The sequence below is a fragment of the Enterococcus sp. AZ194 genome, assembly GCF_051713825.1.
In the GTDB taxonomy this organism is placed as follows: Bacteria; Bacillota; Bacilli; order Lactobacillales; family Enterococcaceae; genus Enterococcus_K.
Map to the genome: position 1 here is coordinate 2,264,391 of NZ_JBIOQR010000001.1, position 26,107 is coordinate 2,290,497.

Annotated in this window: 29 protein-coding genes and 1 other RNA gene; 12 read left to right on the plus strand and 18 right to left on the minus strand. The window is 37.5% G+C overall.

Annotated elements, in window-relative coordinates:
* Window positions 1-127 precede the first annotated feature (127 nt).
* The 3 genes from IGI37_RS10565 to IGI37_RS10575 all read left to right on the plus strand — a co-directional run bounded on the left by IGI37_RS10565 (window position 128) and on the right by IGI37_RS10575 (window position 2,736).
* Entirely contained in the window at window positions 128-526 is a 399-nt protein-coding gene (locus tag IGI37_RS10565; RefSeq protein WP_438761765.1) for a helix-turn-helix domain-containing protein, read from the plus strand.
* 6 nt (window positions 527-532) lie between these two features.
* A complete protein-coding gene (locus tag IGI37_RS10570) occupies window positions 533-1,507 on the plus strand; it encodes an ImmA/IrrE family metallo-endopeptidase (protein WP_438761767.1) in 975 nt (324 codons plus the stop codon).
* A 101-nt stretch (window positions 1,508-1,608) separates the two neighbouring features.
* A complete protein-coding gene (locus tag IGI37_RS10575; RefSeq protein WP_438761768.1) occupies window positions 1,609-2,736 on the plus strand; it encodes a tyrosine-type recombinase/integrase in 1,128 nt (375 codons plus the stop codon).
* A 120-nt stretch (window positions 2,737-2,856) separates the two neighbouring features.
* Here the strand turns inward: IGI37_RS10575 and ssrA are convergent.
* The 4 genes from ssrA to IGI37_RS10595 all read right to left on the minus strand — a co-directional run bounded on the left by ssrA (window position 2,857) and on the right by IGI37_RS10595 (window position 5,358).
* Window positions 2,857-3,222: a transfer-messenger RNA gene (ssrA, locus tag IGI37_RS10580) on the minus strand.
* 307 nt (window positions 3,223-3,529) lie between these two features.
* Window positions 3,530-3,748, minus strand: coding sequence for a hypothetical protein (locus IGI37_RS10585; protein WP_438761770.1), 219 nt, complete (start codon window positions 3,746-3,748; stop codon window positions 3,530-3,532).
* 160 nt (window positions 3,749-3,908) lie between these two features.
* Window positions 3,909-4,043, minus strand: coding sequence for a hypothetical protein (locus IGI37_RS10590; protein WP_438761771.1), 135 nt, complete (start codon window positions 4,041-4,043; stop codon window positions 3,909-3,911).
* A gap of 121 nt (window positions 4,044-4,164) precedes the next feature.
* A complete protein-coding gene (locus IGI37_RS10595; RefSeq protein ID WP_438761772.1) occupies window positions 4,165-5,358 on the minus strand; it encodes a serine aminopeptidase domain-containing protein in 1,194 nt (397 codons plus the stop codon).
* Between the two features lie 83 nt (window positions 5,359-5,441).
* Between IGI37_RS10595 and IGI37_RS10600 the strand changes: the two genes are divergently transcribed.
* The gene (locus IGI37_RS10600) at window positions 5,442-5,786 is read left to right on the plus strand and encodes a winged helix-turn-helix transcriptional regulator (protein WP_438761774.1); all 345 of its coding nucleotides are present in this window, start codon (window positions 5,442-5,444) and stop codon (window positions 5,784-5,786) included.
* Between the two features lie 126 nt (window positions 5,787-5,912).
* Here IGI37_RS10600 and IGI37_RS10605 read toward each other — a convergent pair whose 3' ends face one another.
* Window positions 5,913-6,728 carry an HAD-IIB family hydrolase gene (locus IGI37_RS10605; protein WP_438761776.1) on the minus strand — a complete coding sequence of 272 codons (816 nt, stop codon included), beginning with the start codon at window positions 6,726-6,728 and terminating at the stop codon, window positions 5,913-5,915.
* A gap of 176 nt (window positions 6,729-6,904) precedes the next feature.
* On the opposite strand from IGI37_RS10605, the gene IGI37_RS10610 reads away from it, so the two are divergent.
* The gene (locus IGI37_RS10610; protein WP_438761777.1) at window positions 6,905-7,903 is read left to right on the plus strand and encodes an ROK family protein; all 999 of its coding nucleotides are present in this window, start codon (window positions 6,905-6,907) and stop codon (window positions 7,901-7,903) included.
* Between the two features lie 192 nt (window positions 7,904-8,095).
* Here the strand turns inward: IGI37_RS10610 and IGI37_RS10615 are convergent, their stop codons facing one another.
* The 8 genes from IGI37_RS10615 to IGI37_RS10650 form a co-directional block, all read right to left on the minus strand.
* Entirely contained in the window at window positions 8,096-8,650 is a 555-nt protein-coding gene (locus IGI37_RS10615) for a sugar O-acetyltransferase (protein ID WP_438761779.1), read from the minus strand.
* Window positions 8,651-9,310: 660 nt separating this feature from the next.
* Window positions 9,311-9,961, minus strand: coding sequence for an L-fuculose-phosphate aldolase (locus IGI37_RS10620; RefSeq protein ID WP_438761780.1), 651 nt, complete (start codon window positions 9,959-9,961; stop codon window positions 9,311-9,313).
* A gap of 11 nt (window positions 9,962-9,972) precedes the next feature.
* Complete coding sequence (locus tag IGI37_RS10625; protein ID WP_438761782.1) at window positions 9,973-10,911, minus strand: sugar-binding transcriptional regulator; 939 nt, start codon at window positions 10,909-10,911, stop codon at window positions 9,973-9,975.
* A 14-nt stretch (window positions 10,912-10,925) separates the two neighbouring features.
* Complete coding sequence (locus IGI37_RS10630; RefSeq protein ID WP_438761784.1) at window positions 10,926-11,732, minus strand: Cof-type HAD-IIB family hydrolase; 807 nt, start codon at window positions 11,730-11,732, stop codon at window positions 10,926-10,928.
* Window positions 11,733-11,888: 156 nt separating this feature from the next.
* A complete protein-coding gene (locus tag IGI37_RS10635; RefSeq protein ID WP_438761786.1) occupies window positions 11,889-12,194 on the minus strand; it encodes a PTS sugar transporter subunit IIB in 306 nt (101 codons plus the stop codon).
* Window positions 12,195-12,213: 19 nt separating this feature from the next.
* Complete coding sequence (locus tag IGI37_RS10640; RefSeq protein WP_438761788.1) at window positions 12,214-12,678, minus strand: PTS sugar transporter subunit IIA; 465 nt, start codon at window positions 12,676-12,678, stop codon at window positions 12,214-12,216.
* A gap of 14 nt (window positions 12,679-12,692) precedes the next feature.
* Window positions 12,693-13,733 carry a zinc-dependent alcohol dehydrogenase gene (locus IGI37_RS10645; RefSeq protein ID WP_438761790.1) on the minus strand — a complete coding sequence of 347 codons (1,041 nt, stop codon included), beginning with the start codon at window positions 13,731-13,733 and terminating at the stop codon, window positions 12,693-12,695.
* Window positions 13,730-15,130: a PTS galactitol transporter subunit IIC gene (locus IGI37_RS10650; RefSeq protein ID WP_438761792.1), complete on the minus strand. Its 1,401-nt coding sequence runs from the start codon at window positions 15,128-15,130 to the stop codon at window positions 13,730-13,732. Before IGI37_RS10650 ends, IGI37_RS10645 begins: the two co-directional genes overlap by 4 nt.
* 234 nt (window positions 15,131-15,364) lie before the next feature.
* Here IGI37_RS10650 and IGI37_RS10655 point away from each other — a divergent pair, with 234 nt between their 5' ends.
* The 7 genes from IGI37_RS10655 to IGI37_RS10685 all read left to right on the plus strand — a co-directional run bounded on the left by IGI37_RS10655 (window position 15,365) and on the right by IGI37_RS10685 (window position 21,419).
* Window positions 15,365-16,015, plus strand: a complete 651-nt coding sequence (locus IGI37_RS10655) for an L-ribulose-5-phosphate 4-epimerase (RefSeq protein ID WP_438761793.1) — start codon at window positions 15,365-15,367, stop codon at window positions 16,013-16,015.
* Window positions 16,016-16,034: 19 nt separating this feature from the next.
* Window positions 16,035-16,943, plus strand: a complete 909-nt coding sequence (locus IGI37_RS10660) for a transketolase (protein WP_438761795.1) — start codon at window positions 16,035-16,037, stop codon at window positions 16,941-16,943.
* Between the two features lie 17 nt (window positions 16,944-16,960).
* Window positions 16,961-17,950, plus strand: a complete 990-nt coding sequence (locus IGI37_RS10665; protein WP_438761797.1) for a transketolase family protein — start codon at window positions 16,961-16,963, stop codon at window positions 17,948-17,950.
* Window positions 17,951-18,226: 276 nt separating this feature from the next.
* The gene (locus IGI37_RS10670; RefSeq protein ID WP_438761799.1) at window positions 18,227-18,565 is read left to right on the plus strand and encodes an iron chaperone; all 339 of its coding nucleotides are present in this window, start codon (window positions 18,227-18,229) and stop codon (window positions 18,563-18,565) included.
* A gap of 738 nt (window positions 18,566-19,303) precedes the next feature.
* The gene (locus tag IGI37_RS10675; RefSeq protein ID WP_438761800.1) at window positions 19,304-20,689 is read left to right on the plus strand and encodes a Y-family DNA polymerase; all 1,386 of its coding nucleotides are present in this window, start codon (window positions 19,304-19,306) and stop codon (window positions 20,687-20,689) included.
* Window positions 20,658-21,128, plus strand: coding sequence for a hypothetical protein (locus IGI37_RS10680; protein ID WP_438761802.1), 471 nt, complete (start codon window positions 20,658-20,660; stop codon window positions 21,126-21,128). The genes IGI37_RS10675 and IGI37_RS10680 overlap by 32 nt, the downstream gene beginning before the upstream one ends.
* Window positions 21,129-21,134: 6 nt before the next feature.
* Window positions 21,135-21,419, plus strand: coding sequence for a hypothetical protein (locus IGI37_RS10685; RefSeq protein WP_438761803.1), 285 nt, complete (start codon window positions 21,135-21,137; stop codon window positions 21,417-21,419).
* Window positions 21,420-21,504: 85 nt separating this feature from the next.
* On the opposite strand, the gene IGI37_RS10690 is transcribed toward IGI37_RS10685, so the two are convergent.
* Genes IGI37_RS10690 through citD form a run of 5 tightly spaced genes read right to left on the minus strand, consistent with a single transcriptional unit; the run spans window position 21,505 to window position 26,103 of the window.
* Entirely contained in the window at window positions 21,505-22,899 is a 1,395-nt protein-coding gene (locus tag IGI37_RS10690; RefSeq protein ID WP_438761804.1) for an oxaloacetate decarboxylase subunit alpha, read from the minus strand.
* A complete protein-coding gene (gene citX / locus IGI37_RS10695; protein ID WP_438761805.1) occupies window positions 22,892-23,443 on the minus strand; it encodes a citrate lyase holo-[acyl-carrier protein] synthase in 552 nt (183 codons plus the stop codon). Before citX ends, IGI37_RS10690 begins: the two co-directional genes overlap by 8 nt.
* Window positions 23,436-24,968 carry a citrate lyase subunit alpha gene (gene citF, locus IGI37_RS10700; protein WP_438761806.1) on the minus strand — a complete coding sequence of 511 codons (1,533 nt, stop codon included), beginning with the start codon at window positions 24,966-24,968 and terminating at the stop codon, window positions 23,436-23,438. The genes citX and citF overlap by 8 nt, the downstream gene beginning before the upstream one ends.
* A gap of 2 nt (window positions 24,969-24,970) precedes the next feature.
* Window positions 24,971-25,858 (minus strand): citrate (pro-3S)-lyase subunit beta, encoded by an 888-nt coding sequence (citE, locus tag IGI37_RS10705; protein WP_438761807.1) that lies wholly within the window; start codon window positions 25,856-25,858, stop codon window positions 24,971-24,973.
* Window positions 25,846-26,103 (minus strand): citrate lyase acyl carrier protein, encoded by a 258-nt coding sequence (citD, locus tag IGI37_RS10710; protein ID WP_438763635.1) that lies wholly within the window; start codon window positions 26,101-26,103, stop codon window positions 25,846-25,848. The genes citE and citD overlap by 13 nt, the downstream gene beginning before the upstream one ends.
* Between the last annotated feature and the right edge of the window lie 4 nt (window positions 26,104-26,107).

Here is a 26,107-nt window from a genome sequence, read left to right on the forward strand (position 1 = left end):
TTAGTTTTAAATTTGCTAAATAATTAGCTTATGAAAACAGTATAATAGCGCAAAAGTTATTTGTCAAACTATTTTAGCGTAAAAGCTATTATATTTTTTGGTATGAGCTTCTGAAAGGCTGATAAATATGAATTTAGTGGAGAAAATAAAATTATTAGCAGTTGAAAAGAAAGTAACATTTGCGGAAATTGAAAGAAAAACTGGGATATCCAATGGTCAAATCAGACGCTGGAACACATCTTCTCCCAAAATAGAGAATATCCAAAAAGTTGCTGATTATTTTAATGTATCTGTGGATTACCTTCTTGGAAGAACAGATGATCCTAACAGTTTAGGAGTTGAACTAAATTTTGATGACACCCTATACAGAGATTATGATAAAGATGAAGAGGATCTTATTGCTGCTTTCCGTCTAGAAAGTGAAGATATGGCTCCTGAGGAAAAGAAAAAGTTTAATAATTCACTTAAGGGTATGATGAAAGTAGCAAAAGAACTACTCAAGGATGACTCTAAATGGAAGGATTAGTTTCTTATGGCAAATTATGAGTATCAAAAAGTTAACGTTGAAGATTATTTGAATTATTCAGATAAAGCCCAAAGCCTATTGTTTCAAATAGCAGCTTATCAAAAGGTTTCTTTGGCTGAATTAAGATATTTTCACATTATTGAATATTTCGAAGATAATTTCAATATTCATTTTACCTTTTTCAGTGAAGATATATCATTAGCCTTTGATAATTTAGTGGATAGCGACGACAGAGCTTGGCAGAGTGCCATTGAACCGGATTCTTCATGGATTAAAAATCCCAATATTGTTAAATCTGCCGACTTCACATTTTTAGATCAGGAAATATGCAGTAGGATATCTGGAATTACAATCCCCATGGGCAAACGAACATTAATTATGATTAACCAAGATTGTGTTACTCAAAGAATCATATTCACTATTCTTCATGAACTTTGCCATTTCTATTTTCACGTAATGGATAAAAGTAAAAAGCAATATTTCGTTTCTCTATCAAATGAACAAATTGATGGAAAATACTCACCTGAGTTAATTCCATTTGAAAATGAAGCCAATATTATAGGTTCAATTCTTTTCTGCACCAATGAAAGACTTGAATATATGCTCAAGAGTGAATATACATTTAAAGATATGTGTAGAAGCTCAAATATGAGTGCTCCCGCAATGCACAACCGATTATTAAACTTTTTTAATTACACTTTAGGTATAGCCTCTGATATCTCCTTAAGTTATGTTTGGAAGTTTAGAAGAGGTAATAAAAGAGTTTTCTTGATTATCAATCGTTATATTTATTCCTGGCGAAAAAAAATCAATGAGGAAAATAAGTTATTAACTCTAGCACAAACTGAGTATATGGATAAACTTGCTGGTTCTTCTTTTTGGAATGAAATATTACAAGATATGGAAGTTACATCTGATGATTTTAAACCTATAGAAGAGGTAAATCCTTTTGGATTTTTGGATGATGATATTTTTAAATAAAAAAACACGCCCCTCCGTCGAAAGAATGGCGTGCTAAGCATAAATAAACAATAGGCTTATTTCGTCATGTCTATTGTATCAAAATTAAGGAGTTGATTCAATTGGCTACTTTTAAACAATACGAAAAGAAAAACGGAACCAGGGCATGGATGTTTACAGCCTATTCTGGCGTAATTAATGGGAAACAAAAGAATGTTACACGTCGAGGATTTAAGACTCAGAAAGAGGCTAAGAATGCCTATGCAAGATTAGAATTGGGGCTTGATGAAGAAAAAATTAGATTAGTAGAAGAAAAAAAGACTTATCAAGATATCTATGACTTATGGATAGTTGAATACACTCAGACAGTTAAAGAATCTACTCTACTTAAAACCGAGCGCCTCTTTAAAAATCATATTTTACCCGCCTTCTCTACGCTTTACATTGATGAAATAAAACCACTTGACGTACAAGAACAAATGACTGCCTGGCACAAGAAGTTAGCTGGTGCAAATACAGTAATGAATTATGCTGGTCTTGTATTTGATTACGCTATGCGCATGCAAATAATAACCATCAATCCGACAAAGATTATTAAAAAGCCTGTTCGGAAAAAGAAAGTGAAAAATGATGACGATCTTAACTTTTATGATAAGCCTGAATTAAAGGAATTTATGGCCGCTGCTGAAAAATCTATTAATTTCAGAGCCTATGTATTTTTTCGACTACTAGCTTTTACAGGTATGAGAACTGGTGAGTCACTGGCTCTAAATTGGTTGGATATTGATTTTGAATCAAAGACACTTAATATCACCAAAGCTGTTAGCAGAAAAGAAACAGGCCTATACATCCAACCACCTAAAAACCCGTCTAGTATTCGACGCATTTCGTTAGATGATAAAACATTGGACATTCTACAAGAATTTAAGAGTGATATCGAAAATGAAGATGACTTAATATTTATGTCTGACAAAAGAGGAATTTTGTCTACCTCCAAGCCCAGAAAATGGATGTTAGCTATTCAGGATAAAGTAGACGAAAATAGAAAAAAGCCCATGAAACGAATTTCAGTACATGGATTTAGACACACGCACGCTTCTCTCCTTTTTGAAGCTGGAGCAACTATAAAAGATGTTCAAGCACGTTTAGGACATTCCGATATTCAAACCACGATGGACGTCTATACACATGTCTCAAAACATGCCAAAGAACAATTAGCTACAAAATTTAATAACTATGTAGATTTCTAGTTTTTGATGTAGATTTGATGTAGATTTGTAGACAAACAGGGATAAATAGAGAAAACAAAAAATGTCAAAACCCTTGTAAATAAAGAGTTTTGACATATACTGACAAGTAGTGAAACACTACAATGGAGACGGCGGGAGTCGAACCCGCGTCCAAACATATTGCCACTTCAACTTCTACGCTCATAGTTATACTATTAAAGTTTCGCTTTGTTGTCTGCCGCATAACAGGCGTCGAACATCACTAGTCTGATGAGCTCCTCTAAATTTTACAGACGGAAAAATTTAGCGTATCCCACTAAGTTTGAGACCCTTACTCGAGCACATGGGCGATACCGAGAGGATCTACGCTAACTGTTTTTAGGCAGCTAAAGCGTAAGTGTTATTATTGTTTTTAGCAGTTATATTTAACTGTAACGTTTTAGCGTAGACGTAACCTACGAAGCGCAATTCAAGCTCAACTATGCCTGTCGAATCCGTAACGTCCCCGTAAAATAAAAGAAGTTACTTCATTGTTGCTAAACTATTGTACCATAAATTCTAAACTATGTGTAGTTAATCAGCTGGCAAACCTGAAAAAATCCCCCATTTTATAGCGTTTATCCACTCATCAGCCAAACAAATCAGCCTACGTTAAAAAAAAGTGCATTCTATTTTCTACTCATTTCCCTCTATGATAAACTGTGTTTAACGGTATGAAGATACTCCTATTTGCATCACTTTTTACATACCCGCACCTTGTCGACCACACAAGGTGCTTTTTCTATGGTCTGCGTTTTGTATCGCTTCAAGCGGTTTATTTGATATCTTCATCATGATAGCCCTCAAACATTTGGAATAACCTGTTAATCTCCTTCATTTCAGTTGGATACAGCTTTTTTACCACAGTATACTGATTACTTCTTCTGAGATAAGAATTGTTTATCTCCAAATCCGTTGCTTTCACAAAGAAAAAACTACAGTCTTCCTTCCCTCCATCATAAGCATTATCCGTATATTCTCCACATTTAAGCAACAATGAGTACCATCAACTGTCTTTTTTTCATACCTAACTAATTGTGAAGCCACATAATAATCACTAATTGAGCTGTCAAATTTTTCAAACGGCTCAGAATATATATAACGCAACAAGACACGGATCGCCTCGTGATTATTTGTCGTATAAGCTAAATCAATTAGCCATAATTCCTTGCAACTATCTTTTTCGATGCCTCGTAACACGCCTTTAGATAGTAAGTTTTATCTATGAGATTCGCTTCTAACATAGCTACCGTTTTCAATAAGTCTTCTTTTGTTAATTCGTTTATCATCTGTCGCTCCTCATTTGTCTACTATTAGCTATCCCACGACTCATTATATCAAAAAAAATCAAGCAATTTCCAACTTATGTTGAATCATTCCATTCCTAAAGGACTCGCAGATTAGCTCGTATTAATCTTTATTTTTTCGATTAGCTAGCCATTCTACTATTTCATCATTAGCCGCGTACCCACTCCCAGCTTCACAGTGCATGTCTGTCGAATGTTCACTTTTATTAAATAAAATCAATTTTTTATTTTCTGCTGGAATTTTATGGAAAAACTCTTTAGCAAGCTTACTTGGATAAAAATGTTCTTTTTCAGCCGCCAAAACTAACGTATCCGTCACTAATCTAGTGTAGGCAATTTCTTCACTCAATTCTTGTAAGTGTACCAACAATTCATTCAAGCTAGAGGCTCCTATCACCCATTTAGCATGCTCGGCTTGCCAATTCAAGTAAGGCTGCTTTGAAATGAAATAAGAAATCAATTTTTCCAAGACATCGGGAAAGCCTTTCGTAAGATATCTATGTAAAAAAGTAGGAATAGATGATTTAAACGACTCAATCATTGATGGGAAATAATTATATAATACAATTCTGTCATACAACTTCTGATCTAAACTAGCCGCTCTAGAAAGTAAGAGTCCGCCTAGAGAAAGGCCAATTCCTATCGTATACTCTGAAAGTAAATAGTTCGTTTGATAGAACTCTTTCACCACAGAAGCAACTTGATTCCAATTTTTGTCAAAAGGAAGTGGATAATTGCGGATGACATCCGATTGCCCAGGTCCTTCGTAAATAATCACATCATATCCATTCTCTGTGAGATATTTTGCATTTGTAAAATATAGCTCTTCTAATAACGCATCAAATCCTCCACAAACATAAACAGTTCCTTTTGACTCGGGTGTTTGCTTTGAAAAAAAGACCGTTCTTAGTAACGCATTTTGATAGCTAACTGAATGAGTTACATAAGCCACATCTATTTTTTCCAAGCCTTTATAAAATAAGGTCACCGATTTATCATACATCGTTCGTTTACGTGAATCATGGGGATCCAAAAAAAATTCTGCTGCTTGATAGTAGCGACTGGCTCTAAGGTAAGCCTTTCCTACTACTTGTGGCTCTGTAAACAAACTCGCACGCGTCTCAAGCTTTTCTGCAAATTTTTGCCACTCTCTATGCCATGATTCATAGTTACCATCTTTAATTTTTTCCGTAACGTTGGCTACTTCCGTGAAATCTGAACCTCCTGTCGAACCATACCAAAGTAATCGATAAGTTTCAAATTCAAATTCAAATTTCTTAAAAAAATGCTTTTTCATCCCGTTCATCCTCTCTTTTTCCGTTATAATTAGTCTACATAGAATAAAAAATAAAAAAAGAAGGTACTTAGAGGTAACTAGCCATGACATATATTTGCGATGAAAAAAAACATTTAAGAAACTTAGCTTCTCCGCTTTTGGGAAAGTGGATACCCTTCATCATTTTAAACTTAGAAAACAAGGCATGCACATTCGCAGAACTGGAGCGATCAATTGAAGGAATTTCAAGAAAAGTCCTAGCAGAAAACTTGCATTCACTCGTCAATATGGGATTACTCTCAAAAAAAGGAGCCCCTTCAACTGGACATCCTGTTGAATATTCTCTTTCTGAATTGGGTCTATCTGTACTTCCGGTATTTTATAACCTAAAAAAATGGCTTGTAGACAATGAAGAATTATTGAGGAACAATCTAGCATCTAATAAATAAATTAACCCCTTCTACATCGTAATAAAAGAAAATCATCGCAAGGCGACCTCTATTACTGAGTGGTGTTCCCACAAACAATAACCAAGGCGCTTACGATGATACAAAAAAGTTAAACTGATAACTGGTTCAATAAGTGCTTTTTTCTTGAAGAGAGATTATTTTTTTGATGGTATTTAATACACCATTCTCATCATTAGATTGAGTGATAAAATTCGCGACCTTCTTTGTTTCCTCAAACCCGTTTCGCATCGCAAAACTATAGTCTGCACAGGCAAGTAACTCGATATCATTTAGGCCATCCCCAAACGCCATTGTCTCTTCATAACTTACCCCTAAAATTTCTTGTAGCTTATTCACGGTCGTCCCTTTATGAACATTGTAGTTTGAAATATCGATCCAAGCAGCTTCCGAAGCCACTAGATAGGCTTGGTCTTTAAATTCATCAAGCTCTTTGACCGTTTCAAAGCACCGTTTATGAGCATCGAACACAGTGATTTTTACAAAATCATCGGTAATTTCTTTTAAATTATCGACGCTTTTAACAACTTGATACGATCCTCGAACAATTTTTTCTTCATCTTCTGACACAGATGATTTAATGACTGCAGCTGTAGAAGTACACGCAATAATTGTCTGATTTTCGGCGATTTTCTCCAGTTTTTCAATAATACTCAAGCCAATTTTATTCGGCAACAATGACTGATAGACAAACTCACCATTATGTTTAATCCGTGTGGCACTGTCGCCCAGAATCCATAAATCTTTTGATAACTCTGGACCAAACAATTCCTCTACCCGCTCACATTGTTTGCCTGTACAAGGCGCAAACTCAATACCTTGCACATTTAACATTTTTTTGACCTGGATATATAATTCTTTATCAAAGCTTCCCTGGCTATTTAAAAAAGTTCCGTCCATATCTGTTAAAATTAATTTGATCATCGTGTTCCCTCCCAAGTTCAAACCTATTTAATTAATGTTGTTTATTAAGTTTATCAATTATATAAAAATAGTCAAGTCATTTTTTCTATTCTAGCGACTTTCAATAATAAGATTTACATTACCTATAAACTGACCTATACTTAATTAATCTACTTAATAAATCTAGGAGGAATTAAATGACTTCCAAAAAAAATCTCATCCGCCAAGCAAATATCGATGCAGTCACCTCTTGTATTTTTAAAAATGAACGAATGTTTGCTGCAGAAATAGTCGCTACTACACAAATTAGCATGGTCACGGTGAATGTTTTACTCAAGGAGTTAGTTGATCAAACTATATTACTCGAGCATCCGAATGTGCAAAAAGAACTTGGGCGGCCTGCGACTCAATATGAGTTTAACTATAATTCACAAAAATCTCTCCTCTTTTCTTTTATAGAATTTGATCATCAACTTTATGTCGATATATACACGATAAATATGGGCGGAACCATTCTCTCACATAAAAAAGAGGATTTTCATGAAATCTCGCCAGAAAAGTTTCAATTATTGATTGCCGCTAATTTGAGCGATCAGACAACGATTGACTCGATTGCCGTTTTATTTCCAGCAAAAGTAGCCAATGGTGTGATTACCTCTAGTTGGTATGAGAAGATGAATGACTGGAACGTCGAACAATTAGTCAAAGAAGTAACTGAAATTACGTGCTATTTTCAAAATGATGCCCATGTCCTAACGGTTGGTTATAGTATATTGAACCATATCAAACTATCCGAAACTATCGTCGGCGTTTATTATCCGCAAAACAGTGTCCCTGGCGTCACTATCATCGGAAATTCGACCCTTCTAGAAGGCCAAGTTTCATTAGCTGGTGAAGCCAAATACTTACCTTTATTTATTGAAAAAGGAAGCGCAAAAAATAGCCAAGAATTTATTGAGAATCTCAATTATCTCTTAGCCACTTACAATGCCGTCATTGCGCCCCACCGTATCATTATTTCCATTGACAATTCAATGAAAGAAGCTGTCGAGCACTCATTATCTGAAAATACCTACTTAAATAAACAAGCCAATGTCCCGATCATTAATTACGCTGACAATATTGAGCAATCCATTGTCTATGGGCTGCATTGGATGATTTACAGAGGCACGCCTTATGATTTAGCCGTTTATTAAACAAGCACTCGCAAAAATAAGAGGTTGAGACTTATAAAGTTGTCCCAACCTCTCTTTTTTTGTAGACACACCCATCCTGAAATTCAAAGCGTGGAGAAGCCCTCTCAACGTTTATTTTTTGTATGCACACTCGTCTTCATAATCTCAGTAACCTTCTTCTCAGCAAATATTTCTGTCTCCTTCGTAAAACATCTAATCTTGGTCATTCATTTTTTGTTCTACTTTACACGGATTCCCTTTAGCAACACAATTATCTGGAAGACTTTCGGATACTACGCTTTCTGCTTTTACCACGGCATTTTCACCAATAGTCACTCCTGGGTAAATCGTGACATTCGCGCCAATAACACAATTATTTTTGATTGTTACTGCCTTCGTATACATAAATTCCCCATCGTTTGGATTGATTGATTGTTCACTTGTAAGAATGGTAACCCCCGTACCAAACAAAACATTTTCTCCAATCGAAATCTTCCCTTCGTCCAAAAAGGTACAATTGGAATGAATCAAACAATGATCACCAATCTGAATATTTCTCCCATAACTAAAGAAAAAAGGCGGCTCAATTCTGACTTTCTTTTGAACACCGAAAATTTCTTTGAACAGACAAAATCTTAGCACAATTTCATCTGGTTTCGTTTGGTTAAACTCCCTCATCCGATGTTCGGCAAGAAGTCGCTCTCTTGATGGGCTCTGACAGCTCTCCAAATAAGGTGCCCCTCGCTCTATTCTTTTTTTTATTTGCATAGAATCATCCCTAACCATTTATTTAAGTTGGTTTATTAAGTGTTTTAATTATAGACAGAGAAGGCATACTTGTCAATTAGGAATCTAGGCCATTTGTTTAGTAACTCTGACTAATTTGAGACAATAATCATGATTTATCTATGGTTTTACCTATCTGAAGAACCCGCCTTCTAAAAAAAGAGCCTGAGACTGGGACACAACTTTATAAGTTATGTCCCAGTCTCAGGATCTCTTTATCCGAATAAACGGTGGGTACAGAAGCAACTCCATCTTCACTCCGCCCCATCAATTTCTAAAGGTGGAACACCTTAAGAATTGAAGGACTGCGTTCCGCTCTCAACAACTTCTACGCATGGGACATGCTAGAGTTGAAGGTCTTCACTCCGTAAAACCACTTCGATCTCATCAATCTCTAAAGGTGAAACACCTTAAGAATTGAAGGACGTTGTTCCGCTCTCAACAACTTCTACGCATGAGACATGCTAGAGTTGAAGGTTCTTATTGCTGTAAAACACAACAAAGTATGAGTTGATGTTGCACAGTACCTACCCGGTTCTCAGAGTTAAACACTTCTGTCCCAACCTCAAGCTGTTGTATTGATTCCTTTTTTCCACACATCATAGACTAAACAGAGAGTTATCTGCCTCTTCTAATTTCCCTTTAGCTATGCGCGTTTTGACCATAATTGGCTGCTTTTTCCAACACGACAGCTATCTCATTCTTGCTTAACAAAGTTGGTGTACCGACACTTTTTGCATGAATGTACAATTTAGCTAAAAATTCGATATCTGCAGCCGTTCCATACGCTTTTTCTAGGGTCTCACCTACAGCCAATACACCATGATTGCCCATCAATATTCCTTTATTGTCTGCCATCACTTGAAAAGCTTCTTCTGCAAGCGCCATAGTTCCGAATGTTTTATATTTGCAGCATCTGATTTTTTCGCCAATCAAACCAACTAAATAATGGATAGGTGGAATTTCTTCGTTCAAACAAGCCACAGATGTTGCATATTCTGAATGTGTGTGCACAACAGAACCAATCGTCGGATGATTCTGATAGAAAATTCGGTGTAAGTCATACTCACTCGAAGGTTTTCTTCGCCCTTCTACAATATTACCTTCTAAATCTAAAAGAACAATATCCTCAGGCAAGGTTTCCTCATAATTAAGACCACTGGGACTAATCAACATGAGCTGCTCTTCTCGTAAAAAAGTACTAATATTCCCACCCGTCCCTGTGGTTAGTTGGTCGGCTAACATCTTCTTTCCATAAGTTACAATTTTTTCTCGTTCTATCTTATAACGCAAGTCCTCACCTCTTAAGCTATGTTTAATAGTTCATTGGCCAAGCTCTCATCACAGATTAATACATTGATTAAACCACCACGGATGGCTCCCAATGTTGCTTTCGCGCGTTCTTTTAAACAAACAGCACCAATACTTATAGGCGCACTTTTTAAAGACTCTAATTCTCCTGAAATTGGAAATCGGTTTTTATACAATACTTCATTCCCGCTTAAATCAAAGGCTCGTCCCATCATCGTGCCGACTGCTCCTTCATTTCTTAAAACTAGTAAATCTTGATTGTCCAAAATACCCGATGAAACAAGTGTATTATGTGCAACTTCTAAATTTCCTATTCCACCAAACGCGATATTCATTTTTTTCCCTAATTTGATATTTTCAATAATTTGAGGTTGTGATAGAAGGGCTTCTTGTAGCATTTTTGAATCAACAAAAGCAGGTGCATTAAAGAACTCATGATGTCCGCCAACTTTTTGAGCCAATCGAAAAACCAACTCATTTCCATCTTTGGATTCACCTTCTGATCCTAAGCTACCATTTAGCTGAACAACTTTCATGTCACTCATTTTTATTTTGGGAAAATTACTCACCATTTTTTCTACTGCATTCCCCCATGAAATCCCTAAAATAGAAGTTTCTGTTAAAATGCTACATAAATAATCTGCAGAGGCTTTTCCAACATTTTCCATATTATAATTGTACTCACCTAAATCTTTTACAACAATCACATCTTTGAGTTGAAACATTTCTTGCAGCTGACTCATTAAACGATTATTTCGTTCAAATGGGGCTTCAATAGAAATTTTAACAATCTCTTTTTCCCGAGCTTCTTCCAAAATTCTAGAAATTGAGGGACGTGAAATACCCATTCTTTTGGCAATTTCACTTTGGTTTACTCTGTCTAAATAGTATAGTTCTGCGACCTTTAATAGTGTGGAAATATCGTATGCCATCATTTTCCTCCGAATTACCAAATATATTTACGTATATTTTTGAGTACATCAACTACTCCATCTTCATCATTTGATGCACAAACTCTTTTTGCTTTTTGTTTTAACTCTACCACAGCATTTCCCATGGCAATCGAGTTTGAAAATAATTCAAACATAGATAAATCATTCTCATTATCTCCAACAACATACACGTCTTCCTTATCTATATTATAATACTCTACCAGTTTAGCCAAGGTTTTTCCTTTATTGACACCACTTGGGGCTAATTCAATAAATTCTTCATGACCTTGTATACAATAAAATTGATTAGAAAATTGTTGGTTAATGTTTCCCTTTATGTTATTAATAATTTGCTCTTTTTCACAAATCATCAGTTTTAAATACTGGTCGCAACGACACTCCTCTATCCTTCTAAACCAGATATCACTTTCAGTCAGATAACAAAATTTTATCGCTGAACTGTTCAGTTTATTCGTAATCGAGATAACAGAATCTTCTTTGACAGCAACCAATGTCAAATGTTCTTGTTCACAATATTGTTGTACCTCAATAAACTGATGGCCAGAAATTGTTTTTTCGTATAACTTTTCACCTGTCTCTTTTTGAATACACGCGCCGTTGTACAGGACATGAGCTTGCTCACCGGATGTCTGGAGTGTTTTAAATAAACGCTTAATTCCTGCTAGGTTTCGCCCTGAACAAAAAACAACCTGTAATTCAGGGTCATCCATACACCGCTGGATCTCTTTTGTTACGTTTGGCGTGAGCTCCCCTTTGGAATTCAATATTGTTCCATCAATATCTAATGCTACTAATCGCATACGTTTTTCCTCCTTAAAAACAGACTAAAATAAAACTTGTCAGCCAATTCACAGGAATCTACACTATTTTTGAAAAAAGAAGGGCTGAGACTGTTAGGTCCCAATCCTTCAGAATAACTATTACTCAACCACGCTTTTTTCCTTACTATTGGGTAGTTATTTTCCCAAATTTTTCAAAGCCTCCAAAGCTTGCTCCATAAATGTTTCTTCATCTAACCCAGTAAGAAGGCCTACAGAATTAATTTGCGGAATTCCTTTTGCATCTTCTGGATCAATTGGACTTGTAAAGGCCACTAAATCAATCCCTCCATTTACAACCGCTCCTTTGACCATACCCGGACTTACTTCTTCTATTTCTACTTCATAACCATGTTCTGATAACAATTCAACAATTCGCTCTCCAACCATTGCTGAGCTGACTGTTCCTGATCCACAAACGGACAATACTTTGATTTTTGACATTTCTATTTCCTCCAATGTTTTATAAGGTAATTTTATTTAGTACTTGTAAGACTTCTTTTTTGTTTGTTGCCGCGCAAATTTTTTCTAAGTCTTCTTTATTTTGGAAAAACTTCATCAATTGTTTTAATAGTGCCAATTGTTTTTTAGGATGCTCCATCGCTAATGGGAAAAACATCTGGCAAGAAAGCTTCATTTCGGGATTGCCCATCATAGAAACTTCTATTGGATTTTTTGTCACAACCACACCAATGCTAGGTCGTAAGATATGATTCGAATCGGTATGAGGAATGGCTATATTGTAACCATCTGCAGGCAAGCCAGTCGGATAAATCTTTTCTCGATCAATCACTGCTTGAACATAACTCTCTTTTGCGATTCCTTTGGCAACAAATTGTTCCCCCACCATTTGAATTACTTCCTCAAATGTCTGAATATCCTGATTCAAAAAAATACAACTTTCTTCAATTAATTGATTATCCACCATACTATTTGCCCCCATTAAGTCTGATTCGGTTGTAGCACGACTTTAATTTCATTTCCCGCTAGTACTGCCTCAAATGCTGCTTCCCATTCCTCTAGCGGATAGACCTTTGTAATTAATTTTTTTGCATCAATTTTGTTTTCTTTCATTAAATCCAATGTAATTAACCATGTAGAAGGCTTTTGCGAACGAGAACCGATGATAGTCATTTCTCTTTGAACAATCGAATTCAAATCCAATAAATTCTCATTTTTGGAGAAAACGCCCATTTGTACTAGTGTTCCTTTTTGTTTTAAATAATCAAATGCGTTCTTCACTGCTGGTGCAGCACCTGAGCACTCAAAACAATAATCTGCACCAACACCATTCGTCAATTCCTGAATAATCGAAACAGCGTCCTCTGTTTGTGTATCAATGACATGATCTGCACCCACTTCTTTAGCTGTCTGCAATCGCTGTTTATCTTGGGTAATCCCTAGTACAATTACTTTCGCACCGATTCCGCTCAAAACTTGCGTTAAACATAATCCGATTGGTCCAGGGCCGATAACAATTGCATAATCATTCTTTTTGACTTGTGTTTTTTCCATACAAGCATGCACACCACAAGCAATAGGTTCCGTAATTGATGCTTCCAGTAAAGAAATCTGATCATTCAACAAATGGATACTCTCTTGTCTTGTTAACACATACTCAGCAAAGCTGCCGTTAACTTGGGAACCTAATCCCTGTCTCTTTAAACAAAGATTGTATTCTTTATTTTTACAAGACGCACATTCTCCACAAGTTGAAAATGTTGTTTCACTAGTCACTAAATCACCTAGTTTAACCTGATCAACGTCCGGTCCAATCGCTTCTACAATTCCTGAAAACTCATGTCCAAGAACTAGTGGTGTCTTTAAACGGTCATATTCCCCTTTAAATCCGTGCATGTCCGTTCCGCAAATCCCCGTATACATTACTTTTACCAAAACCTCTGCATTCATTGGTACGGGTTTGTCAATTTCTTGAAGCACCATTTGATTATATCCAGGAGCTGTTTTGACTAATGCCTTCATGCAGCCACCTCTTCGTTAGTTGGTGTCTTATCATTTTCAATGAATGACCAAACTTTTTCTTTGTTTTTTTTGAAGACAATATACATCACAGCATATATAGCCACGACCACGCCCATCAACACATAATTACCTGACAAGAAGCTCAAGAAAATCAAGGCCATCACTGGATTATACAAAATACCAAAACTTGTGATCATCATAGCGCCTTCTGGAATAGTTACACCTACTTGAGCTGCAACTTCTGTAAAATAAGGGGCGGTGAATGTACACACATACAACCCAATTGTAAACCAGATAACACCGGAGATAATCCCTTTAAATACATTGCCTTTTGAGACACAGATAATCATTTCAACCATATAAGGTAAAGCAATCAAATCAACTAATGGTAAAGTTTCATTTCCTGGAAGCACCATTGCTAATAGAACCATAATAGGAATCAAAATTAGCCCCGTCATCAATGTCGCTGGTTCTCCATAACCAACTGCATCATTCACTGAAAGCAACCATTCTCTATCTTTTCCGTTTCCTTTTGCGGTTTTCTTACTTGCATTCGTTAAGCTAGTAAATGCAGAAGCAAAAATACTTGCCACTCTTGGGAAAACAGCCATTACCGCGCCCGTTGCTAGTCCGACACTGAAGACGCTGCCCCAGCCTTCCAAAGTCGTAAGCGCATTTAAATTCCCCATAATTCCAATCAAAAGTCCTAAGAACAAACCTAATGTAACAGGTTCTCCCAAAAATCCTAGTTTTTTCTTCAAGGTTTGTGGGTCCCAATTTACCTTATCTGCGCCTAACTTGTCTAATAACCAATTCATCGTAATAGCGTAAGGAACACTACAGACATGGTGTGGTGCAGTTAGCGTAGTTCCAGGAAGATTGTAGTATGACGCCCACCGTTTGGAGATTACTTCTCCAAATAACATGACATATAAATTTTGTACAATCATACATGTCATAGCAAGTATCATATTATTGGTGATCAAATAAATCATTGAGCCCCAGACCATAAATGAATAATTATTCCACATGTCACTCGGCATGAAAACATCTGTCCATTTAATTAGGAATAAAACTACTTGCAATACCAATCCGACAACCAAAAAGATGACGCCAATTTGTGTAGAATAAGCGATTACCGAAGTCGCTTGCCAACCTGTATCTAATACGGGTAAGCGAATCCCAGTTTGTTCAACCATTTTGTTAATGACCGGTGTGATAATAGGAACAAACGAATTAACAATCAAGTTAAATCCTGTTAATCCAATCCCCGCATTCAAGGCAGACTGAAAAGCTTTCTTTGGTGTCACCCTCAAAAACAACGCCACAATGAACAACATGATCGGAACAACTACCGCCGCTCCAAAAGAGTTTAAAATACTTTGCAATAATTCCAATTCTTTCCCTCCTAATGAAATTTATTTCAAACAAAAGAACTTTATACCCGTATTGTTACATATCGAACATTTGCTGTCAACAACTTTTTAGAAACGCTTACACATTTGGTTTTACTGACATTGTCAAGGAACTAATTATTAAACATCACTAAAAATACAAAAATATACTTGTTGACATTTTTTCACAACGGTGAAATAATGTAATTGAAAAAATAGAAATTAGGAGGGTACATTATGTTAGAAAAATTAAAGAGCATCGTTTGTAAGGACAATCAAGCACTTCCTAAAAACGGACTCGTTCTTTGGACAAGCGGAAATGTCAGCGCTAGAGATCCAGAAACTGGGTTTGTAGTCATTAAACCTAGCGGAATTCATTTTGAAGATTTAACTCCAGAGAAGATGATTGTTGTAGATTTAGAAGGTCATGTCATCGAGGGCGAGCTAAAACCATCAGTAGATACGGATTCTCATCTATATGTCTATAAAAACTGTCCCGATGTATTTGGCATCACTCATACGCATTCACCCTACGCTACTTGTTTCTCTATTCTTGGTGAGCCATTGGAGATTTACACCACAACTTCAGCTGCGGTTTTCGGTAACACCATTCCTACCTCAAACATTGCAGCTGTTGGAGAAAAAGCAATTGGAGAAGAAATCTCTAGATGCTACAAAGAAACAAATTGTCCGGCTGTTTTATTAAAGAACCATGGGGTGTTTACAGTTGGAAAAAGTGCCACATCTTCATTAAAAGCTGCAGTCATCTTAGAAGAAACAGCCCAAAGCGTCTATTTCGCAAAAACATTGAATCAAGGGATTTCACCTCTAGATACAGACTATGTTTCTGAGGTCTACGATTTCTACCAAACTAATTATGGTCAATAAAAACGAAAGGGGTTTCAAAATGTCACAAAATCATTCAATCTCAGAAGTACAAACAGCTGCTACAAATATCAGAAAGCATGTCTTACAGTTAACACTTGAAAGAAATGGGTGCTACCTTTCTCAAGCTTGCTCTTCAGCGGAATTGTTAGCAACTCTCTATCTCAGAGTTCTTAATATCACTGAAAGTAAAGCACCTAAAGTTCCTGGCCCATTTCCCGGAACACCTTCTAACGATAACATGGACTATATTCAAGGCGCAGACTATCATGGCGACTTATCTGCACCCTACGATCGCTTTTTCATCTCTCCAGCTCACTATGCTGCCCCTGTTTATGCAGCACTCATTGAAGCAGGCAGACTTTCGCAAAGCTCATTAGAAATGTTTAACCGAGATGGCTACGCAATGGAAATGATTGGCGCAAATCACACCCCAGGATTTGAGAATGCTGCGGGAACTTTGGACCAAGCGATTAGTGTTGCAGGAGGAACCGCTCATGCTAGAAAACTCCGCGGAGAAGATGGCAAAATTTATGTCATGATGTCAGACGGTGAAATGCAAGAGGGCCAGCTTTGGGAAGCCATCCAAGCTGCGGCATTCTACAAATTAGATAACTTAGTCCTCCTTGTAGATGTCAATGGCTCTCAAGTAGAAGGAACAACCGACTCTGTTATGGCTATCGAACCATTAAAAGCTCGGTTTGACGCATTTGGAGCAAAAGCCGTCGAAGTCGACGGACATGATATAGAAGCAATTGAAGAGGCAACAAAACAAGGAGAAGTTGGGAAACCACTCGTTATCTTATGTTACACAAACCCAACTCAAGGAATACCTTATTTAGAGGAACGCCGCCCAATTCTTCATTTTGTACGCTTAAAACAAGGAGAAGAATTCGACAAATACCAAAAATTTTATAATGAAATGGCATAAAGAAAAGGGGTAAAATAATGAAAGTAGAATCAAATGTTCATTCAAAAAACATGATTAAATTCGCACAAGAAAACGAAGATGTTCTCGTATTATCTGCTGATTTAGGCACCTCATGTGAAGTAAAAGAGTTCCCTAAAGTATTACCTGAAAAATATCTTTCTATGGGGATAGCAGAACAAAACATGTTAAGTTGGGCTGCTGGACTTGCGAGAGAAGGCTTCAGACCCTTCTTACACACATTCGCTGTCTTCTTATATCGACGCCCATTAGATCAGTTGGAAATGTCCATCGCTTATCCAAACCTGCCTGTTTCTTTACTAGGATTCGTTCCAGGTATCACTACCCCTGGTGGCGTCACACATCAATCAATTGAAGATGTTGGAATCATGCGAACGATTCCTAATATGAATATTTTTGATTGCGGGGATGCTACAGATGTCGAATCCGTTTTACAAATTTGTAAAGAGTTAAACGCACCGATTTATGTCCGGATGTTACGAGGAGAAATGCCTCGCCTATTCGATCCAAAACAACCAACAGAGTTTAACAAAGGGCGCGTAATCTCTGAAGGAACAGATATTACACTCTTCTCAAGTAGTATATGTACAGAGGAGGCTATGCGTGCTACACAATGGTTAAAGAACAAAGGAATTTCTGTGCAACATGTTCATATCACTACATTAAAACCATTTACAGATCCTTTAGTCGTTGAATCCATCAAAAAAGCCAAGTATGGCGTAGTTACTATGGAAAACCATACCGTAATTGGTGGGTTAGGAACAGCTGTTGGTGAAGTAATGCTTGAAAATCAACTAAACAAAAAATTAGTGAAAGTTGGTATCCAAGATGAATGGACACACGGTGCGTCAAAACCCTACTTAATGAAGAAATATCATTTAGATGCGGCTTCATTAATCAAAGCAGTTGAACAAGTGTTAAATCAAGAGCTGAACTTTAACGAAGATGAATTAGAAGCGATTCGTTTAGAAGACTATGACCGCGTATAATCAATCTAATTTCTTCTAAATTTAAATTGAATACTCAGAATCCCACAAGTTTCCGATACACCAATCAACACTTGTGGGATTCTTCCTTTTTATCGATTACTTTGGCTAAACTTGTTTCTTTGTTAAATCAGACGAATTTCTGAGCTATCTTCATCATTAAGCATAATTCAAACAAACATTGACGTCCACTTCCTAACTACGTATACTTCAAAGTGAAGAGCATAGAAAAAGACCTATTGCCAAATTGACACAGATAACTTTATAGGAGGAATTCACGTGACCGTCATCACCGACTACATTCAATCAGCACCTACAGAACAACAAGAATATTTACAAACTGTTTACAAAATCGCGAAAGAAGTTTTGCCTGATGCAGTTGAAAAAATGAGCTATGGTATGCCCACGTTTTTTCAAGGAGAAAATTTAATTCATTTTGCAGGGATGAAAAAACATTTGGGTTTCTACCCAACACCCTCTGCCATAGAAGCATTCTCAGAACAGCTTTCCGACTACAAAACAAGTAAAGGAGCCGTTCAATTTCCCTATAACAAACCGCTCCCTAACGCTTTAATTAAGGAAATGATTGAATTTAGAAAAAATGAGCAGCAAGCTTAGCTCACATACAGGTTCCACAGTCCCCCTTCAAAAATGGTGTAAATCCTCATTTTTGAAGGGGTTCTTCTTTATTTTTACTCTCTTTAACTTGTTATTCTCGAATTTTCTTCTTTTTTTCACACTCTTAGGACTTTTTTTACCCTTTTTTACATTTGATTTAAGTTTTGTCGATTATTCTATAGATACATTAACAAAAGGGACCATTTCCCTCTTCCGATTCCCTTTTATTCTCTTGTAAAAGGAATTTTGTTAATTTTCAAGTGAGAGTGGCTCATCTGCCACCCTCACCCTCTCGTGGATGAACGTGGTGTTATGACTCTTTTTCGAGAATTAACGATGGTTTGTTCTCTGATGTTTGAGGTGTAGGTTCGAATCCTACCGTTCACGTAGCGCGAAATTATGCGTCGCTGTTTACTTTTGAAAGGAGCCGATCTTTATGAAAAAAAGAGTTGCTGCAATAACCGCATTAGTTGCCGTATCACTTGTCATTCCACTATTAGTGAAGACAAGAAAAAAACAACCTTTCATTCACGGATAAAAATAATTTATGATTTTCCTTATAAGAAGCGCTTCTCATTACCCATGATGAAGACTTTTTTTATAAGGTTTTTTTGTTCTCTAAAAATGCGCCTCTTTTTCCTCTCGTAATCTAAATAAAAACTTTTCTAAATTTTTAAAGTTTGTTCGCTTTACAAATCGAACAAACGTTCGTATAATTTTTATTGAGGTGATTGGAAGATGTATAACACGGAGCTCTTTTTCGATTATTCAAAAGAACCTAGCAGAGATATTTTGTGTATTGATTGTCGGAGTTTTTATGCCTCTGTGGAGTGTGCTGCACGTAATTTAGATCCGCTAAAAACAAAGTTGGTTGTGATGTCTTACCCTAGCGACAGTCCAACCGAACGAGGTAGTGGATTGATTCTAGCCTCCTCCCCTATGGCAAAAGAAGCCTATAATATCACAAATGTTAGTCGCGCACGTGACTTGCCTTTCCCTTATCCCGACGATTTAGTGATTGCTTCTCCTCGAATGAAGATTTATATGCAAAAAAACAGAGAAATTAATGCTATCTATAAAAGCTATACCGACGAGGAAAACCATCATGTATATTCAGTAGATGAATCTTTTTTAGATGTGACCAATTCTCTTCAGCTTTTTGATTGTCAATCTGCCTACGAACTGGCAAGAAAGATTCAAATTGATGTGTATAGAAAAACAGGACTCTACACTTCAATTGGCATTGGTGACAATCCTTTGTTAGCCAAACTGGCTTTAGATAACGAAGCCAAGCATATAGAAGGGATGAAGGCGGAATGGCGTTACGAAGATATCCCCGACAAACTTTGGTCCATCCAAAAGCTAACAGATTTTTGGGGAATCGGTCGCCGTACCGCCAAAACACTAAATCGTATGGGTATTCGAACAATTTATGATTTGGCACATACCAACTACTACTATTTAAAATCGCAACTAGGTGTTTTAGGCGCACAGCTCTATGCCCATGCTTGGGGAATCGATCGAAGTTTTCTTGGCAAAAAAATCAAACCAAAAGAAAAATCAATCGGAAACTCTCAAGTACTACACAAAGACTATACGCGGAAAAATGAGATTGAATTAGTCATTAAAGAGATGGCCGATCAAGTAGCCACTCGACTTCGTAGGATGCATGCGCAAACACAAGTTGTCTCTCTCTGGATTGGTTTTTCATTAGGATATGTAGATCCCTCAGGTAAGAAAGGGTTTCATAAACAAATGAAAGTCTCCCCTACAGCCAGTAGTAAACAGTTAGCTGAACATCTTCTGCTGATTTTTCGACACCATTACAAAAACCAAGATGTTCGAAATATTTCTGTCGGTTGCTCAAAGCTCATTTTTACAGATAGTATTCAGTTAGATTTATTTTCTAGTCCAGATGACCAAGTCAAGCAAATGACGACAGATCGAGCAGTTGATACCATCCGAAGTCGTTATGGATTTAGCAGTTTGGTTCATGCGAATAGTTTATTAGATGGAGGGCGAGCCATCGCCCGAAGTAATTTGGTTGGTGGTCACGCAGGTGGAATGGCAGGAATAGAAGGTGAAAAAACTGATGAGGAACCGAACAAAAAAAGAATTTTCTGACTATAACAACTACCATGATCGTGGCTTTTTAAAATGGGTCACCGCCTTTGCTTTAGATGAATTAACCTCTAGTATTGATGAAAATCACGCAGAGGCCATCAAAACGATTCCGCTACTTCCTCAAATGAGCATCCAAGAAATCAATGCGGTCTTAACAACCGCCTTTCTAAAGACAAAAGCAGTTAGTATCCAACTAAATGGACAAGATACCTGGGGGCGCCCACTAGAATCGATTGAAGGCTTTTTTTCTGGACAGTTTTACGAAGATACCTTACTAATTGGAGATACCCTTATTCTTTGTGAAGATATTCGCCACATTCAACTGGTGGAGCAAAAAAAATGGTCTAGCTTCGATGTCTTTGCTTCACAAGAAACAGAAGACTATCAAGATGACTATCAGGAAGCCGATTTTTCACAGGATTGGTATGAGGAAGGATGATAGATAATGCATTTAACAGGAACCGTTAGCAAAATTAAAATTCTTACCTATTCCCCACAACCGCTTGTTCGTTTTACTTTGCAGGCAAAAGACCAAGTGGTAAATTGCCTGATTGCTACTCATTCCCTGACTTTTTTAGCAGAGGTAGAAGATCAGATGACTATTCTTATTGCAGGTACGCTGAATGCGAGAAACCAGTTTGTAACGCGCAACTACCGCGTTCTAGGGAAAACCAAGATTATGTATGAATTTGAAAATAGTCGTTATCCAAAAAGCCACTCTCTTTTTTAACAAAATATAGACTGATTAAAGGCCTTTTTTGCAAGATGGACTCACTCTTCCTCTTACAAAAAACGTTTAATCAGTCTATTTATGTCTAGTTTATGTCGATTTTCACATCAACTGTTTGAACAGGTACATCATAAAATGGATCTTCACGACGCCCTAAGAAATCCTTCGCCTGTTGAGGGAATAAGGCATACATCAACACATCTTCTGTTGATTTGGCATACGCTTTGATCTCTTCTTTAAATTCTGGTAACTGTGGGGCAATCAAATCAGCAGGACGTTTTGTAATCACTTCTTCGTCGCCGATAATCTGTTCTTGAATACTCGCTGCGATCGGTGCTGGTGGTCGTCCATACAATCCGCGAACATATTCCTTAATTTCTGTCGGCACAAGTTTGTACCGTTCCCCAGAAATCACATTCATCAAGGCTTGGGTTCCAACCATTTGAGATAAAGGGGTAACTAAAGGAGGAAATCCAAGGTCTGCACGAACTTTTGGCACTTCTGCCAAAACTTCTTCATACTTATCTTGCAAACCTTGTTCGGTTAATTGACTCAAAAGGTTGGATAACATCCCCCCAGGCACTTGATAGATTAAGGTCTTAGGTTCGACATCTTTGACTTTGGGATTCAAAATCCCTTCTTCACGGAAACGATCACGGATAGGATTAAAATATTCAGCAATTTGTGCCACTTTTTCCATGCTTAATCCAGTATCATATCCCATCTCTTCTAATGAAATCGCCATTGATTCTGTCGCTGGTTGACTTGTCCCACCAGCAAATGAAGAGATGGCTGTATCGATAATATCCGCACCTGCTTCTGCTACTTTTAAATAAGTCATTTCTGAGATACCACTCGTTGCATGTGTATGCACTTCTAATGGTAAATCCACGGCATCTTTGATTCGACTGACTAATTCAAAGCCTGTTTGAGGAGTCAAAACTCCCGCCATGTCTTTGATACAGATGGAATCAGCGCCCGTAGCGGCCATTTCTTTTGCTAGATGAACAAAATAATCTACGGTATGGATTTCACTTGTTGTATAAGAAATAGCTGTTTGGCAGTGCCCGCCAGCTTCCTTAGCTGTCACAATAGACGTTTTTAAGTTTCGTGTATCATTTAAAGCATCAAAAACACGAACGACATCAATTCCATTTTTTATGGATTTTTCCACAAATTCTCTGACTACATCATCCGCATAGTTTTTATATCCAAGTAAATTTTGGCCTCGAAGCAACATTTGAAGCTTCGTATTCTTCACTGCTTTACGAATTTGGCGTAATCTTTCCCATGGGTCTTCATCTAAGAAACGAATACAAGAGTCAAATGTCGCGCCTCCCCACATCTCTAATGAATGGTAGCCCGCTTCATCCATCGTTTTGATGATTGGTAGCATATCTTCTGTAGGCATTCGTGTTGCAATTAAACTTTGTTGCCCATCGCGTAAGACCGTCTCCATAAAATGAATTTTTTTAGTCATTTGCTTGCATCCTTCCTCTTTCAACTAGCTGGCTAATTTCTTTTTGGATCTCTTCAACCGAGTGTGCTCGTGTACGTCCGCAAATTTTTGCATCCTCTTTACAAACAAAACATGTTCGTTTAGGATAGTCTAATGCTTCACGACTCAACACGTTTACTTCGCCCTCTTCAAGCCAAAGAACGTCCAAATCAACTAGTCGCCCATATTTATGTTCTTCTTCAATTTCTATCATCTGTTGTTTTAACTCTTTTTTTTCTAGAGGTACTAACAAAAAGTATTCATAGCCTGTCTTTTCGTTTCGATAAACATTGGCCAGTGGAATAATCTCCATGACGACAGCTTCAATTTCGTCTGTCACACATCTAAAAATAGTTTCTAGCTCTTTTGATGTTTTGACCGCCCCTGGAATATTCATCGTCGCAGATAACAGTATCTGTTGAGGACACGATTCCAGTAACTCTTTTTGTAAAGCTGCTCGGTTTTCTCTTGCCGCTAACATCTCCGGTAAAGAAACTTCTGGTCCATCAAATAATGAATTATACATTCTTCACAACATCAATCAATGTGCCGTCACGATACTCAATTAAAGCGACTACTTTCTCGCCATATTTAATCGCTTCAGGTGTTCCCACGATTCCGTATGCTTTTTCTTTTAATTCATCAATAGTAAATTGTGGCACATCTAATTTTTTGAAATGAGCAATTAAATCTTGACGGTTTGGATTAATCGCGATGCCAACTTCCGTCACGACGACATCAATACTTGTTCCTGGCGTCACCACTGTATTTACAGTATCTACAATTGTTGGGATACGTCCACGAACAAGTGGTGAGATAACCAAGCTCATCTTACAACCCATGCTTGTATCTGAGTGACCCCCAGAAGCACCACGAATGACACCATCAGAACCGGTAATAACATTCACATTATAATTTGTGTCGATTTCCAAAGCAGATAAAATAGCCGTATCTAATTGGTTAATCACCGCGCCTTTACTTAATGGAGAAGCGTACATATTGGCATCAATCTCATAATGGTTTTCATTTTTTCCTAAAGAGATGGCAGAAGGATGATCGAAATCTTGAACATCAATAATCTTCTCAACTAAGCCCTCTTCTAACAACTCCACCATCGCATTCGTAATGCCACCTAATGCAAAACTTGCTGTAATTTCATCTTGAATCATTGCTTCACGTAAAAACCTTGAAACGGCTAAGGAAGCTCCCCCTGTTCCCGTTTGGAAAGAAAATCCTTGTTTGTAATACGGCGAGTTGGTAATAACCTTAGCGGCATACTCTGCAATTAATAACTCTTTGGGATTTTTTGTGAAACGAGTGGCTCCTTTGGCAATTCCATTTGGATCGCCGATTGCTTCCACCTCAACCACATAGTCAACATCTGTTTGTGGAATACTGATTGGTGTATTTGGAAAAGGAACCAATGTATCTGTAATAATCACGACTTGATCCGCATATTTTGCATCCACCATCGCGTAGCCCAAAGAACCACATGTCGCTTTCCCAACTGTTCCATTAGCATTTCCATAAGCATCTGAACTTGGCGCACCTAAGAAGGCTACATCAATATGCACATCTCCTGCGGCAATCGCACGCGCACGCCCTCCGTGAGAACGAATAACGACTGGATTCTCCATAATCCCTTCAGAAATAGCCGCTCCGACTTTATCTCGTAGCCCACTTGATGTGATATTGGTTACTACGCCATTTTTGATATGTCCAATCAATGGCTCATGAACATTGGCAATTGAACTTGGGGCAATAGAAAGATTCTTGATTCCCATACTAGCAATCTCTTCTAAAACCATATTCATGACAAAATCGCCCTCACGGAAATGATGATGAAACGAAATAGTCATGCCATCTTTTAATCCTGTTTTTTCAATCGCTTCACGGACACTTTTCAACAGTTTTGTGTCTCTTGGACGAACAGGCTTGATGGTTCGACTTGCTTCTTTATACGTATCAATATGTGCTAGTTCACCTTCAAATACGCCATATGTTTCTGCATATGCTTGAGGAATTTCTTTTCCTGCTTTATTCATGACCATGACTAAATATCCTCCTCAGTAATCAATTTTGCTGCCTTCGCTAAGGCAATCACTCGTTCTGCACGTTCAACGATTGGTTTATCAACCATTTTCCCATTCACAGAAATAACACCTGAGCCTTTTGCTTCAGCTTCACGAATCCCCCAAATCACTTCTTTTGCTTGTTGGATTTCTTTTTCTGTTGGTGCATAAATGGCATTTACTAATGGAATTTGACGTGGGTTAATCACTGATTTCCCGTCAAAACCTAATTGTTTAATGCGTTGGACTTCATTTTTAAAGCCTTCAACGTTATCTACATCTGAGTAAACGGTGTCAATTGCAGCTATTCCAGCAGCTCTAGCTGAATGAAGAATCATGTTTCGTGCAAATGATAACTCTTGACCATCTGGATAACGTCTTGTTTTCATGTTGGTTACGTAATCTTCTGCTCCCAAAGCAATCCCAATTAAACGATCTGACGCTTTTGCGATTTCACGTGCATTCAAGACCCCTTCAGCTGACTCGATAGCTGCCATCATTTTTGTTGTGCCGACAGGAATCTTGTTGGCTTTTTCAACGGCGGTAATCACTTCATCAACAGCCACAATATCTTGGGCTGTTTCCGTTTTTGGCAAACGAATGACATTCACACCTGCTAAAACCATCGCTTCAGCATCTTGGGCGCCACCTGCATCCAAACTATTAATACGGACCACTGTTTCCACTTGACTATAATCAAATGTTTGTAGAGCAAAATGAACCAATGTTCGAGCGGAGTCTTTTTCTTTCAAAGAGACAGCATCCTCCAAATCAAACATAATTGAATCTGCTCCATATAATGGGGCATCTCGCAACATTGCAGCATTTGCACCAGGCACAAACATCATGGTTCTTCTTAAGCGTTCCATGAGCGAATCTCCTTCCAATCATAAGTCTCTGTTTCTGAAGCACGATGAACGGCTGTAATTGTTCGAGCTTGAATGGTACAATCAAGCGCTCCTTTATCCACTGCCGTTATTTGGGCCGCTTCAACCCCTAATTTTGCAAGTGTCTCTGAAATTACCTGTCTGATTTGTTCACCAAATTGTTTCTCAACACTACTTTCTAAAGAAATTTGAATTCCTTTTTCTTCCATCGGCTCAACGGTCACCATAATA